Raw genomic sequence first — 13446 nt, 5'->3', positions numbered from 1 at the left:
ACAACACCGCGGGTCCGGCCGATCTTCCCGGCGCCGCCCCGTCCCGCCCGCACCAGGGCGGACCGCCACCTGTCACCCGCCGTCTCCGCCCGGCTCAGTCGCGGGTGTCGTAGGTCATCAGAGTCGGGACGGTCAGTCCGACGATCACCACGAGCACCGCGCAGGCCACGCCGCCGCCGACCCAGGACGCGCCCGCCCCGGTGACCGACGCCACCGCGCCGGCGCGCAGGTCGCCGAGCCTCGGCCCGCCCGCGACGACCACGGTGAACACGCCCTGGAGGCGTCCGCGCATCTCGTCCGGGGCGTAGGTCTGCAGGATCGACTGGCGGAAGACCGAGGACACCAGGTCGGCCGCGCCGCCCACGGCGAGCAGCGCGAACGCCAGCCAGAGCGAGTGCGCGAGCCCGGCGACGGCGACCGCGACGCCCCAGACCGCGACGGCCGCGACGAGGGCCGCGCCCTGCCGGTGGATCCGGCCGATCCAGCCGGACAGCAGCCCGCCGAGCAGCGCACCGAAGCCGATCGCGGCGACCAGCCAGCCGACCGCCGCCTGGCTGTGGAACCGGGTCTCGGCCATCTCGGGGAACAGCGCGCGGGGCATCGCGACGACCATGGCGATGAGGTCCACGACGAACGACATCAGCAGGACGGGCTGGGTGACGATGAAGCGCAGGCCGTCCACGACCGAGCGCAGGCCGAGCACGCCGGTGCCGCCGCCGAGCGGCGGGATCGCGGGCAGCCGCACCGCCGCGTACAGGCCGACGGCGAACAGGACGGCGTCCAGCGCGTAGGCGGCCGGGTAGCTCCAGTGCGTGAGGATCAGCCCGGCGAGCAGCGGCCCGCACAGCGTCCCCACGGTCTGGACGGTGAAGTTCAGCGTGTTCGCGGCCGGGACGAGCGGCTCGTCCAGCAGCCGCGGGATGATCGCGCCGCGGGTCGGCGAGGACACCGCGAACCCGACCGACTGGATCGCCACGGCGGCGAGGATCAGCGCCAGGCTGCCCGCGTGCAGCAGCGCCTGGAGCATCAGCGCCAGCGTCGCCGCCCAGGACACGCAGGACGCGGCCAGCAGCAGCCGCCGCCGGTCCATGTGGTCGGCGACCGCGCCGCCCCACAGGCCGAACACGATCAGCGGGACGAGGTTGGCGATGCCCAGCACGCCCACCCAGAGGGACGAGTGGGTCATGTCGTACACCTGGACGGGCACGGCGACCGACGTCACCTGGAACCCGACGAACGACACCCCCTGGCCGAGCCAGAGCCGCCGGTACGCGGGATGCGCCAGCGGGCGGGTGTCGATCGCGACGCGCCGCCAGAGCGGCGTCTTCTCCGGCCGTCCGTCCGCGCCCTCGCCGGGCGTGGCCGCTTCGCCGGGCCGCGCCGTTTTGCCTGGTCGCACCGCTTCGCTTGGTCGCCCTGCTTCGCCGGGCCGCACCGCTTCGCCGGGCTCGGCGGCCCGGCCCGGTTCGACGGCCCTGGCGACCTCCTGTGCGGCCTCGACGGGGTCGTCGGATCCGGCGCGTTCGCCGGCTTCCTCGGGTTCGTCAGGTTCTTCGGGTTCGTCAGGTTCTTCGGGTCCGGCGGGTCCGGCGGCGTCCGCGGGGGCGTCCTCCCGGAGGGCGGACGAGACGGACGGGCCGGTCTGCTTCTGGTCTTGTCGTTCGGGGGAGCTCACGGGGCGAGTCTCTCGACCTTCCATTCGTCGCCGTCACGGCGGTACCTGATCCTGTCGTGGAGGCGGTTGAGGCGTCCCTGCCAGAACTCCACCGCCTCGGGGACGACGAGGTAGCCGCCCCAGAAGTCGGGGAGCGGCACGTCGTCCGGCCACCGCTCCGACAACGCCGCGTAGCGCTCGTCGATTTCCGCGCGGCCCCCGACGACCTCGGACTGGCGGCTCGCCCAGGCCCCGATCCGGGACCCGTGCGGGCGGCTGTCGAAGTAGGCCCGGACGTCCTCGCGGGGCAGTTCCTCGACCGTCCCCTCGACCCTGACCTGGCGGTACATCGGGTGCCAGGGGAAGACGAGCGCGGCCCGCGGGTTCGCGGCCAGCTCGCGGCCCTTGCGCGAGCCGAGGTTGGTGAAGAACCGGAAGCCGTCCGGTCCGAAGCCCTTGAGCAGGACGGTCCGGGCCGAGGGGGCGCCGTCCGGCGCGGCGGTCGCGACGATCATCGCGTTCGGTTCCGGCAGGCCGACCGCCGCGGCCTCGGAGAACCACTGGGCGAACAGCGGCAGCGGCTCGGCGGGGAGGCCCTCCTCCGGCAGTTCGCCGCGTGCGTAGGATTCCCGGAGCCGTGCGGGATCGGGCGCATTCACATCGCTTGAGCCTCTCACCTGGGCATTGTGCAACTCACAGGGGCCTGGGTACTAGCCAGTAGGGCGGACAGGGTTCAATGGCACGGCACCGCCTTATCACTCATGGGGACGAAAGGCAGGACGACATGTCCGACTTCAAACCCGGTCTTGAGGGGGTCGTAGCCTTCGAGACCGAGATCGCCGAACCGGACAAGGAGGGCGGCGCCCTCCGTTACCGCGGCGTGGACATCGAGGAACTCGTCGGGCGCGTCTCCTTCGGCGACGCCTGGGGCCTCCTGGTCGACGACTCCTTCGACCCGGGCCTCACCCCGGCGCCGCCGCTCGCGCTGCCGGTCGTCTCCGGCGACGTCCGGGTGGACGCCCAGGCCGGGCTGCCGGCCCTCGCCACCCGCTACGGCCTGCGGCCGCTGCTCGACATCTCCGACGAGCAGGCCCGCGCCGACCTCGCCCTCGTGTCGGCGAACGCGCTGTCGTTCGTCGCGCAGTCCGCGCGCGGCGTCGGCGTCCCGGTCGTCCCGCAGTCCCGGGTGGACGAGGCGCGGACGATCACCGAGCGGTTCATGATCCAGTGGCGCGGTGAGCCGGACCCCCGGCACGTGCAGGCCATCGACGCCTACTGGGTTTCCGCCGCCGAGCACGGCATGAACGCCTCGACCTTCACCGCCCGCGTCATCGCCTCCACCGGCGCGGACGTCGCCGCGTCCATCGCGGGCGCGATCGGCGCGATGTCCGGCCCGCTGCACGGCGGGGCCCCGGCCCGCGTGCTGCCGATGATCGAGAAGGTCGAGCAGATCGGCGACGCGCGCCGCGTGGTCACCGACATCCTCGACTCCGGCGACCGGCTGATGGGCTTCGGCCACCGCGTCTACCGCGCCGAGGACCCGCGCGCCCGCGTGCTCCGCCGCACCGCCAAGGAGCTGGACGCGCCGCGCTTCGAGGCGGCCAAGGCGCTGGAGGACGCCGCCCTCGCCGTCCTGCGCGAGCGCCGTCCGGACCGCGCGATCGAGACCAACGTCGAGTTCTGGGCCGCGGTCATCCTCGACTTCGCCGAGGTCCCGACCGCGATGATGCCCGCGATGTTCACCTGCGGCCGCACCGCCGGCTGGGCGGCGCACATCCTGGAGCAGAAGCGCACCGGCCGGCTCGTCCGCCCCTCGGCCCGCTACACCGGCCCCGGCTCGCGCTCGATCAACGACGTGGCCGGCTCCTCCGACGCCCTCAAGCGTTACGCGGCCTGACCTCCCTCCGCGACGCCCCCCGGCGACACGGCGCATGAGGCCCCTGGTTCACCAGGGGCCTTTTCGTGTCTACCCTCTGCGTCCATGGACGACGAACCCCTCGAAGGCGATATCGGCCCGTCCGCCTCGGTGACCGCCGAGCGGCGTCCGCCCGCCGCGCCCTCCGCGGACGTCCCCGCACCGGACGACGCGCGGCGGGTCGCGGCGGAGATGCGGCGGCTGGAGGCCGAGCGCGAGGAACGCCGCCGCCGCACGAACGCGGTCGCCGGACGGGTCGCGTTCTGGCTGCTCTCGCTCTTCCTGGCCTTCCTGGCGTACGACTCGGCCGAGACCGCGCACGAGGCGCGGGAACGCGGCGACGACTGGGTCTACCCGCCCGCGGTGAACGCGGTCCTGTGCATCCTCGGCGTCCTGCTCCTGGTCGGGTTCGCCCTCTGGCGCCGCCACCGCCGACGCCCTCACAGGTGAGAAGCGTCTCGGCATGTGAACCGGACGGCGATCTTGAAAGGCCGGTCGGTACCCTTCGGGAGTGACCGAGAGCGCGAATCCATCCCTTGTCATTCCCGCCGATCTGAAGCCCGCCGACGGCCGCTTCGGCTGCGGGCCGTCCAAGGTCCGTCCCGAGCAGCTCGCCGCCCTCGCCGAGTCCGGCGACACCTACCTGGGCACCTCCCACCGGCAGAAGCCGGTCAAGTCGCTGGTCGGCCGCGTCCGCGCCGGGCTGGCCGACCTGTTCTCCCTCCCGGACGGCTACGAGGTCCTGCTCAGCAACGGCGGCACCACCGCCTTCTGGGACGCCGCGTCGTTCGGGCTCGTCCGGAACAGGTCGCAGCACCTGTCGTTCGGCGAGTTCTCCAGCAAGTTCGCCAAGGTCACCAAGGGCGCGCCGTGGCTGGACGACCCGTCGGTGATCGGCGCCGACCCGGGCTCCCACCCGCAGGCGCGGGCCGAGGACGGCGTGGACGTCTACGCCCTCACCCACAACGAGACCTCCACCGGCGTCGCCATGCCGATCGCGCGCCCCGAGGGCACCTCGGCGGACGAGGCGCTCGTGCTCGTGGACGCCACGTCCGGCGCGGGCGGCCTCCCCGTGGACGTCAGCGAGACCGACGTCTACTACTTCGCGCCGCAGAAGTGCTTCGCGGCCGACGGCGGCCTGTGGATCGGCCTCGCCTCCCCGGCGGCGCTGGCCCGGATCGAGGAGATCGCCGCGTCCGACCGGTACGTCCCGGAGTTCTTCAACCTGAAGACGGTCGTGGACAACTCGGCCAAGGACCAGACCTACAACACGCCCGCCGTCGCCACCCTGCTGCTCCTCGCCGAGCAGATCGAGTGGATGAACGGCAACGGCGGCCTGGCCTGGACCACCGCCCGCACCGCCGACTCGTCCCAGCGCCTCTACACCTGGGCCGAGAAGACGTCCTACACCACGCCGTTCGTCGCCGACCCGGCCCAGCGCTCCCAGGTCGTCGGCACGATCGACTTCTCCGACGAGGTGGACGCCGCCGCCGTCGCGAAGGTCCTGCGCGCCAACGGCATCGTGGACACCGAGCCCTACCGGAAGCTGGGCAAGAACCAGCTCCGCATCGGCATGTTCCCCGCGATCGACCCCGCCGACGTCGAGGCCCTGACCCACTGCATCGACTACGTCGTCGAGAACCTCTAGCAAGAACCCGAGTCGTGCCCCCGGCGCCAAGACGGCGCCGGGGGCACGACGCATTCCTCAGCCCCCAGGCGGAAGCTGATACGGACCCGGCACCTGACGCAAACCCGCGGACAAGCGCAGACGCGGGGATTGATGCAGACACCGGGCAGGCACGTACGCGCGGGCAGGCGCGGGCGCGGGGGTTAGCGCGGGCGCGGGGGTTAGCGCGGGCGCGGGGGTTAGCGCGGGCGTGGGGGGAGTTGGGGGCGTTAGGCGACGGTGGCGGGTTCTTCCGCCGGAGGGGTGGGGACCAACGGGGCCACGCGGTGGCGGAGGGCGGCGCGGTCACGGGCGCGGTCGGTGGGGGTGAAGCCCGTCCAGACGCGGTCGTCCAGGTCGAAGGCGCGGGCGGTGGGGGTGAAGCCGGCGCCGGTGAGGATCTCCGGGGGCGCGCCGGGGGACGGCGGGCCAAGCCGCAGGTAGGTGCCCTCGCGGAGCATGACGATCGTCGCGAAGCGGACGCTGGTGTGGCGCTCGGCCAGCCGGAACCACTTCGGATTGGACGCCCAGTAGATGTTCTGCTCCTCGTCCACCGCGACGGTGAGCGGGCTCACGGCGGCGCGGGCGAGATGGACGACGTCCGGACGGGCGCGCTCCACCCAGGCGAGGGCGGCGCGGCCGACGAGCGCGGTGAGGGCGGCGGTGACGTCCGGGACGGACGCGCGGCCCGCGAGCACCTGGAAGATCGGCTCGGAGTCGGTGCCGCCGGTGGGCGGGGGCGGGCCGTACCGGGCGCGCAGCGCGCCCGCCTCGATGTCGCCGTTGTGAGTGGCGACGATCCCGGCGGCGCGGGCCGCGAGCGGGCCCGCCGCGGCGGCGCCGCCGACCACGAGCGGGCTGGCGTTGTCGAGCGAGTGCGGCGTGCCCTGCGTGGCCCAGCGGGTGTGGCCGAGGACGGCGGGCGCGGCGTCCAGCTCGGGCAGCAGGTCCGGGCGCCAGACGGCCGAGAAGGCGCCGCGTCCCTTGACCACGCGGCATCCGTCGTGGCGCAGGTCGCTGCCGCGCTCGTCGGCGACGCCCTCCAGCGGGGCCGCGTCGCGTCCGGCGGGACGGCCCGTCAGGAGGGCCAGTCCGGCCGAGTCGGTGCCGCGTTCCTCGGCGAGGGTCCCCAGGGCGACGACGACGTCCGACGCGCGGTCCGGGTGGGCCGCGGCGGGCGAGCGCAACAGCCCGAACAATCCGCACATGCTGGATGAGACGTATCTCATGAGGGGCCGGTTCGAGGCCCTTCCGCGGCCGAATAAGCTCGGAACGTGAACCGCGCGCCCCGATGGCTGCTCCCGACCGTGCTGACCGCGCTCGTGCTCGCCGTGGTCATCGGCTCCGTGCTGCGTTGAGCCGGGTCGCCGCGTCGGTGCTGGCGCTCGCCGTCGTGTCCGCCTCCCTCTGGCCGGTTCCGGCCGCCGCCGTGCCCCTTTCGCCCCGTTCCGGTCCATCCGCGTCCGGTCACGGGCCGTCCGCCCCGCCCGCATCCGCGCCGCCCGCGTCCGCCCCGCTCGCATCCGCCCCGCCCGCGTCCGCCCTGACGGGCTTCAGCGTGCCCGCGTCCGGCACGCCCGCCTCCAGCGCGCCCGCGTCCGGGGCGCCCGCGTCCGGTCCGGGGCCGTCGGCCTCGGGGGGAACAGGCGGGGCGCGGGTCGCGTTCAAGATCGACGATGAGCGGATCAGGGAGTCGAGCGGGCTGGCGGCCAGCGCCGCGCATCCCGGCGTCGTGTACACGCACAACGACTCCGGCGGCACCGCGCAGATCTTCGCGATCGGCCCGGACGGCGGCGTGCGCGCCGTGCTGACCGTCGGGGGCGCGCGGAACCGCGACTGGGAGGCCATCGCGATGGGCCGCGACGACCGCGGCCGTCCGGCGATCTTCGTCGCGGACATCGGCGACAACCTGGGCGGGGCGTGGCCGTACGTGACCGTGTACCGGATCACCGAGCCGCCCGTGCTGCGCAGCCAGACCATCGAGGCCACCGCGTTCCGCCTGAAGTACGAGGACGGCCCGCGCAACGCCGAGACACTGATGATCAACCCGCGCACGAACCGCCTCTACATCGCGAGCAAGCTGCTGGCCGGCGCCCTGTACGAGGCCCCGGCGAAGCTGTCCGCGAGCGGGTTCAACAAGCTCCGCCGCGTCGGCGACGCCCCGCCCATCGCCACGGACGGCGCGTTCGCGCCCGACGGCAACAGCTTCGTCATCCGCACGTACTTCGGCGCGCGCATCTACCGGATGAAGCCGGACGGCACGCCCGGCGACTCGCACTCGATCCCGCTCCCGCAGCAGAAGCAGGGCGAATCGGTCACCTACACGCCGGACGGCTCGTCCCTGCTCGTCGGTTCCGAGGGCGACGCGCAGCCGGTGTACCAGGTGCCGCTGACCGGCGCGGACGCGGTCAACGGCGCGACCCCGCCGCCCGATCCGAGCGGTCTCGCCTCGCCGCCGGCGAAGGGCAGGGACGATCATGACAGGGGCCGGCTGAAGCACCCCGACGGCAGGCGGGTCGCGCTCGTCCTGACCCTGGGGATCGCCGCGCTCGTCGGTTACGGACTGGTACGGCGCCGACACTGAACCGGCGCAAACCCCCTACTGACCGTCAGAACGGCCACCGGATCGGAAAAGGAGGCGACGTGCCCGGCGGTTCCCGCGAGAGGATGCGGACTGTGGAACATGAGCTGGTCGGCCTGCACGGGTTCGGCGGCCGGTTTCGCCCGGTCGCGCCGGGACCGTTCGTCCTGCTGGCAGTGGCGGCGGCGCTCGCGCCGGTGCGTCCCGGCTGGCTGTGGGGCGCACTGATCTTCGCCGCGGCGGCCGGGCCGTGGCTGGCCGGCGCGGTCGCGGCCGTCCTGCCGTGGACGGCGCGGCGGCGCGGCCCGGCCTACTGGCGGCTGTCCGAGCGCGGCCTGGAGCGGATCGGCCCGGACGGCTCGGTCCTCACCCGGTACGAGCGCGACCGCATCGAGGGCCTTGGCGTCACCACCGGGGACGGCGTGCTGGTCGTCCAGCACAAGTTCGGCACCGCCGCGATCGGCCCGCTCCAGGCGCTCGGCCTGGAGCCGCTGGCGCTGTTCGTGACCGCGCGCCGCGTCGGGATCCCGGTGCGGCTGGTGCACGGCGAGGTGTCCGACCTGCTCGACCCCGCGCTGGACGACTCGGGCCGTCCGCCCGGCATGGACGACGACGCCGAGGTGGTCATCCCGCTCGGCCCGACCCGCGACCTGGCGGCCGAGCGGCGGCTCCTCGACCAGGAGGCCGCGCTGCTCGCCGCCGCGCACGAGGAGATCACCGAGGAGTCGGCCGCGTCCCCGGCGGAGCCCGCCGTGCTGGCGTCGGCGGAGCCGGTGCCGTCCCGCCGCCGCGTCCTGCTGCTGGGCGGGCTCGCGGGCGCGCTCGGCGCGGTCATGATGCTGCGGCTCGCGGTGGACGGTCCGGCCGGGTTCGGCGTCCGGGTCGCGGCGGCCTGCTGGATCCTGGCGTCGCTGGTCGCCGTCCTCGCGACCCGCCGCCGCTCGCTGGCGTCCGGACGCACCGTCTGGACGATCGACCGCGACCTGATCCAGGTCTCCCGCCGCCCGCGCCGCAAACGCCCCTCCTCCTCCGCCGCGCCCACCGGTTCCCCATCCTCCGCCGCGCCCACCGGCTCCTCGCCCGCCGCCGCGCCTGCCGACTCCTCGCCCGCCGCCGCGCCCGCCGGCTCCTCATCCGCCGGCTCTTCGCCCGCCGGTTCCTCGCCGGCCGCTGCCGCATCCGCCGGCTCCTCGTCCGCCGTGCGGGTGTCGCCGGCGGCGGAGGCGCGCGGCGTCGTTCCGGCACGCGGGGCGCTCGTCGTTCCGGCGTCCGAGATCGCCGCGCTCGTCGTCGGGCCCGGCCTGCGCGCCGACCCGCTGACCGGACGGCCCCGGCGCAGCGAGCTGTCGGTGCTGGCGTTCGACCACCGGCTGCGGCTGGTCGCGCGGCTGCCCGCCCACGGCCTGGACGCCTTCCAGCTCGCGCACGCCCTCGCCGACCGCGGCTACCGCGTGGTCACGCCCGGCGCGCGCCCGCCCCGCTCCCCCGAGTACGGCCTGGAGGGCCTGCCCGACATCTTCGCCCGCGTCCCGGGCGGGCGGCTCGTCGTCGAGGACGGCGGCCTCGGCTGGGCGGACGCGGCGGGCGAGGTCGTCCTGCGCATGCCCGAGGAGCGCCTGGGCGGCATCGAGCTGCTCACCATCGCCGGACACGCCTGGGTCCGGCTCTACGACTCCGACGGGGACGAGTTCTTCGCCGCGCCGCTGTCCGCGCTGCGCATCACGCGCACGGATCTTCGTGAGGCGGCCCGCCGCGAGGGCCTGCCGGTGAACGACGCCGAGTACGACGCCTACCTGAGCGCGGCCTTCCACTCGGCGGTGTCCACGTTGACGCTCCCCGCGTCCGGGGACGCCGAGACCCCCGCTCTGACCGCGGGCGTCGAGGCCGAGACCGTCGCGGTGCCCGAGCTGACGGCGCCGCCCGCGCCGTCCCCGGCCGACGCGCCCGGCGTCCTGCTGGACGCGACGCGCCGGTCCCGGTTCGGCACCTACGGCGTGAGCCTGGTCCTCGCCGAGATCGTCGCCGTCGTCGGGGCCGCGTGGCTCGGCCCGGAGCTCGGCGGGTTCCTCACCACCGCGAGCTGGTCCATCCCGGCCGGGCTCCTGGTGGGCCTCGGCGGCTACTGGCTGCACGACCGGGACCGTCCGCGCCTGCGGGTCTCCCCGGCGGGCATCGCCGTCGTGACGCGTCGCGGGCGCGTCCGCTGGGAGCTGGCCCGCGACCGCGTGGCGGGCATCGGCATCGACGACGCCGCCGAGCGCCTTCCCCGCCTCGTCGTCTGGAGCCCCACCGGACGCGTCCTCCGGCAGGTCACCTTTCCGCCCGACCTCGCCGAGCTCCGCCGCGCCTGCGAACGCTACGGACTCCCCTGGGGCCCGCCCGACGCCGACCACCCGACACCTCCGCCACCCGAGCTCTGACCCCACCCGCCCAGCGGGCGCTCTAGTCCCTGGGGGCTCTGAGGGGCCAGGACTCCAGGGGTTCGTAGTCGACCTTCGTGCGGCCTCCGGCGGGGAGGCGGCTGCGGATCAGGTGGACGGTGGCCGCCGTCCAGGGCGCGCTCGCGAAGGACGACATGGGCTCCAGCAGCGGGCGGACGTCCACGGGCCGGCGGCTGCGGGCGAGCGTCAGGTGCGGGCGGAAGGTGCGGTGGCTGTCCGGCGGGGTTCCGGCGCGGCGTCCGGCGGCGGCGGTGGAGGCGGCGAGCCCGGCGAGGCCGCGCCGGTCGCCGTAGAGGCCCGTCCAGAGGACGCGGGCGTGCGCGCCGCCGCCGGGGAAGGCGCCGCCGCCCGCCAGGGACAGGCTGAGGCGGTCATGGCGCCCTGTGGCGCGTTCCAGGCGCGGCAGGAGGCGCTCCAGCGTCCGGTCGTCCACCTCGCCGAGGAAGCTGAGCGTGACGTGCAGCAGGTCGCGGTGCGTCCAGCGCAGGCCGGGGACGACCTGGCGCAGCGGCGCGACGAACGTCTCCAGCTCGTCCAGGACGTCCCGGGGCGGCAGAAGTGCGACGAACAACCTCATGCGACCGTCCGGGCTCCCACATGCTCCAGCCTTTCAGCCCGAACCCGTCCTTGTCACGTGGAACGCCCCTCCCACGTGCGAGATCAGCCTCCCCGGCGGGCGCGGCGCGCGCCACGCGGGGTCAGCGTCCCCGCGGTCGCGGGCGCGGGGCGCGGCGCGCGGGGTCTGCGCCTCGCGAGGGCGGTGGGGGCGGTGGGGGCCGTGGGGGTCAGCGTCCGGCGGTTGTGGCGCGTAGGCGTGCGAAGAGGGGGGCGATCTGGGCGCGCGGGATCGCGGCGATGCCGACGGCCAGGGTCGCGACGATCGCCACGAGCCCGCCGATCACGACGCTGGACCGGGGGCCGAACGTCTCGGACATCCAGCCGACCATGGGCGCGCCGAGCGGGTTCGTCCCGAGGAAGACCAGCATGTAGAGGCCCATGACGCGGCCGCGCATCTCCGGCTCGACGCCGAGCTGCATGGTCGCGTTCGCGGACGTCGTGAAGGTCATCATCGCGATCCCGGCGGGCACCAGGGAGATCACGTAGGACCAGTACGTCGGCATGAGCCCGCTCGCGACGACCAGGACGGCGAAGACCAGCGCCGCCCCGAGCAGCACCCGGAACCTCGGCCGCGCCGCCCGCCGGGCCGCCAGCAGCGCGCCGGTGAGCGCGCCGACCGCCATCATCGTGGACGCCAGCCCGAACGTGGACGCGCCGGAGTGGAACACCTGCCGCGAGATCAGCGCCACCGTGATCTGGAAGTTCATCGCGAACATCGACACGACGCCGATGAGCACGAGGACGAGCATCAGGTCGCGCCGTCCGCGCACGTAGCGGAGCCCTTCGCGGAGCTGGCCCCTGGCCCTGGCGACGGGCTCGACGGTGCTCAGCTCGTCCGTCCGCATCAGGTAGAGCCCCAGCAGGACGGCCCCGAACGACGCCGCGTTGAGGAAGAACACCGGGCCGGTGCCGATCGCGGCGATCAGCAGTCCGGCGACCGCCGGGCCGACGAGCCGGGCGCCGTTGAACGTGGCGCTGTTCAGCGCGATCGCGTTGGGCAGGTCGTCCCGGCCGACCATCTCCACCACGAACGACTGCCGCGTGGGATTGTCGACCACGGTCGCGAGGCCGAGCAGGAAGGCCAGGACGTACACGTGCCAGACCCGTGCCTGCCCGGTGACGGCGAGGACACCGAGGACCAGCGCCAGCATGCCCATCGCCGTCTGGGTGAGCATCAGCACGCGCCGCTTCGGGTACCGGTCGGCGATCACGCCGCCCCACAGCCCGAACAGCAGCAGCGGCAGGAACTGGAGCCCGGTCGTGATGCCGAGCGCGCTGCCGCCGTTGCCGTGCGCGAGGCCCAGCACGAGCCAGTCCTGCGCCACCCGCTGCATCCAGGTCCCGGTGTTGGACACGACCTGCCCGCCGGTGAACAGCCGGTAGTTCCTGTTCTTCAGCGACCGGAACATCCCGCCCCGGGCCGCGCGCCCCTCGGCGACCCTCTCGTCGGCCCCTTCGGCACGCTCGGTCTTCTCCGCCGTCTCGGTCCCGAGGGCCACCCCCACGCAGACACACCTCCGCCGCTCGCAAAGTCTTTTACTTTGCTAACGATATGCCCGCGCGTTGCATTCCGCTATCACCGCGGTCGTGACGAACGGGCAGCGGACGCGGCGAATCAGGTGGAGCGGCTGAGCTTGTCCAGCACCGGAGCCGCCCGGTGGAGGATCTCGCGCTCCTCCTCGGTGAGGTCGGCCAGGCGGCGCGCCAGCCACTGCTCCTTGCGCCGCCGCTCCTCCGCCAGCAGGGCCTTGCCCGCCTCGGTCGGCGCCAGGACGGCCTGCCGGCCGTCGGTCGGATGCGGCGTGCGGGCCAGGAGCCCCTGGTCCTCCAGGAAGGCGATGACGCGCGTCATCGACGGCGGCTGGACCTTCTCGTGGTCGGCCAGCTCGCGCGGGGTCATCGTGCCGTGCCGGGCCAGCGCGGCCAGCGCCGCGAACTGGGTCAGCGTGAGCGGCGGGCGGGTGTCGTCCGGACGGGCCGGACGCAGCGTGCGCAGGCGGCGGGAGAGCCGCGCGACGGAGATGCGCAGCTCCTCGGCCAGGCTGTCGGCGGTGGTGTCCAACGGTCAGATGCCCTCTCCCTGCGGTGCGCTGCCTCCATCGTCCCACGTCGGCGGCGGAATCGAACCCGGCCCGGGGACCCGGACGGCGCGGCCAGCGCCTAGGCTGAGCGCATGAGCCGTCCGCGCCGCCCCGACCCGCCGCCGCTGGCGACCAATGACGTCCACCTCGCGATCGCCGGGACGGTCGCGTGGGGGATCGCGCTCGTCGTCCTGCTGCTCGTCGGGCTGCCGTCCGGGGAGCGCTGGTGGCTGTGGGTGTGCGTCGTCGGCATGGGCTGCGGGCTGTTCGGCGTCTGGTACATCCCGCGCCTGCACTCGTCGCGGGCGCGCCTGGCCGCCGAACGCGCAGCCAAACGCGGCTCCTAACCCCCTCCCCGAGTTCCCCACGCGCGCAACCTCACCGCGCGACCTCACCGCGCAACCTCACCGCGCGACCTCACCGCGCAACCTCACCGCGCAACCTCACCGCGCAACCTCACCGCGCGGAGGGGTTACCGGGCGGAGGGGTT

The 13446-nt window shown here is 74.5% G+C and carries 12 protein-coding genes; 6 read left to right on the top strand and 6 right to left on the bottom strand.

The window, feature by feature from the left end; genetic code table 11:
* Positions 1-94 precede the first annotated feature (94 nt).
* Positions 95-1675 (bottom strand): MFS transporter, encoded by a 1581-nt coding sequence (locus ACFPCY_RS25950; protein WP_378259439.1) that lies wholly within the window; start codon positions 1673-1675, stop codon positions 95-97.
* Positions 1672-2331, bottom strand: coding sequence for a pyridoxamine 5'-phosphate oxidase (pdxH, locus tag ACFPCY_RS25945; protein WP_378259437.1), 660 nt, complete (start codon positions 2329-2331; stop codon positions 1672-1674). The genes ACFPCY_RS25950 and pdxH overlap by 4 nt, the downstream gene beginning before the upstream one ends.
* A gap of 107 nt (positions 2332-2438) precedes the next feature.
* On the opposite strand from pdxH, the gene ACFPCY_RS25940 reads away from it, so the two are divergent.
* From ACFPCY_RS25940 to serC, 3 genes are all read left to right on the top strand, one after another.
* Positions 2439-3551 (top strand): citrate synthase 2, encoded by a 1113-nt coding sequence (locus ACFPCY_RS25940; protein ID WP_378259435.1) that lies wholly within the window; start codon positions 2439-2441, stop codon positions 3549-3551.
* Between the two features lie 84 nt (positions 3552-3635).
* Entirely contained in the window at positions 3636-4019 is a 384-nt protein-coding gene (locus ACFPCY_RS25935) for a hypothetical protein (RefSeq protein WP_378259433.1), read from the top strand.
* A 61-nt stretch (positions 4020-4080) separates the two neighbouring features.
* A complete protein-coding gene (gene serC / locus ACFPCY_RS25930; RefSeq protein WP_378259431.1) occupies positions 4081-5217 on the top strand; it encodes a phosphoserine transaminase in 1137 nt (378 codons plus the stop codon).
* A 248-nt stretch (positions 5218-5465) separates the two neighbouring features.
* On the opposite strand, the gene ACFPCY_RS25925 is transcribed toward serC, so the two are convergent.
* Positions 5466-6434, bottom strand: a complete 969-nt coding sequence (locus ACFPCY_RS25925; RefSeq protein ID WP_378259429.1) for a class II glutamine amidotransferase — start codon at positions 6432-6434, stop codon at positions 5466-5468.
* A 155-nt stretch (positions 6435-6589) separates the two neighbouring features.
* On the opposite strand from ACFPCY_RS25925, the gene ACFPCY_RS25920 reads away from it, so the two are divergent.
* Complete coding sequence (locus ACFPCY_RS25920; RefSeq protein ID WP_378259427.1) at positions 6590-7819, top strand: hypothetical protein; 1230 nt, start codon at positions 6590-6592, stop codon at positions 7817-7819.
* Positions 7820-7911: 92 nt separating this feature from the next.
* Positions 7912-10236 carry a hypothetical protein gene (locus ACFPCY_RS25915; RefSeq protein WP_378259425.1) on the top strand — a complete coding sequence of 775 codons (2325 nt, stop codon included), beginning with the start codon at positions 7912-7914 and terminating at the stop codon, positions 10234-10236.
* A gap of 22 nt (positions 10237-10258) precedes the next feature.
* Here ACFPCY_RS25915 and thpR read toward each other — a convergent pair whose 3' ends face one another.
* The 3 genes from thpR to ACFPCY_RS25900 form a co-directional block, all read right to left on the bottom strand.
* Positions 10259-10834 carry an RNA 2',3'-cyclic phosphodiesterase gene (gene thpR / locus ACFPCY_RS25910; RefSeq protein ID WP_378259423.1) on the bottom strand — a complete coding sequence of 192 codons (576 nt, stop codon included), beginning with the start codon at positions 10832-10834 and terminating at the stop codon, positions 10259-10261.
* 208 nt (positions 10835-11042) lie between these two features.
* Complete coding sequence (locus ACFPCY_RS25905; protein WP_378259876.1) at positions 11043-12284, bottom strand: MFS transporter; 1242 nt, start codon at positions 12282-12284, stop codon at positions 11043-11045.
* A 206-nt stretch (positions 12285-12490) separates the two neighbouring features.
* Positions 12491-12937 (bottom strand): MarR family transcriptional regulator, encoded by a 447-nt coding sequence (locus tag ACFPCY_RS25900; protein WP_378259421.1) that lies wholly within the window; start codon positions 12935-12937, stop codon positions 12491-12493.
* A 111-nt stretch (positions 12938-13048) separates the two neighbouring features.
* Here ACFPCY_RS25900 and ACFPCY_RS25895 point away from each other — a divergent pair, with 111 nt between their 5' ends.
* Positions 13049-13303 (top strand): DUF2530 domain-containing protein, encoded by a 255-nt coding sequence (locus ACFPCY_RS25895; RefSeq protein ID WP_378259419.1) that lies wholly within the window; start codon positions 13049-13051, stop codon positions 13301-13303.
* The last annotated feature ends 143 nt before the right edge of the window (positions 13304-13446 follow it).

Source organism: Actinomadura gamaensis (genome assembly GCF_042652125.1).
In the GTDB taxonomy this organism is placed as follows: Bacteria; Actinomycetota; Actinomycetes; order Streptosporangiales; family Streptosporangiaceae; genus Spirillospora; species Spirillospora gamaensis.
Note: the sequence above shows the minus strand (reverse complement) of the source record. Positions and strands in the feature narration are given on the sequence as shown.

Coding starts and splice junctions, on each gene's coding strand:
- ACFPCY_RS25940 (WP_378259435.1), top strand. CDS start 2,439: ATGTCCGACTTCAAACCCGGTCTTGAGGGGGTCGTAGCCTTCGAGACC.
- ACFPCY_RS25905 (WP_378259876.1), bottom strand. CDS start 12,284: ATGTTCCGGTCGCTGAAGAACAGGAACTACCGGCTGTTCACCGGCGGG.
- ACFPCY_RS25935 (WP_378259433.1), top strand. CDS start 3,636: ATGGACGACGAACCCCTCGAAGGCGATATCGGCCCGTCCGCCTCGGTG.
- ACFPCY_RS25895 (WP_378259419.1), top strand. CDS start 13,049: ATGAGCCGTCCGCGCCGCCCCGACCCGCCGCCGCTGGCGACCAATGAC.
- thpR (WP_378259423.1), bottom strand. CDS start 10,834: ATGAGGTTGTTCGTCGCACTTCTGCCGCCCCGGGACGTCCTGGACGAG.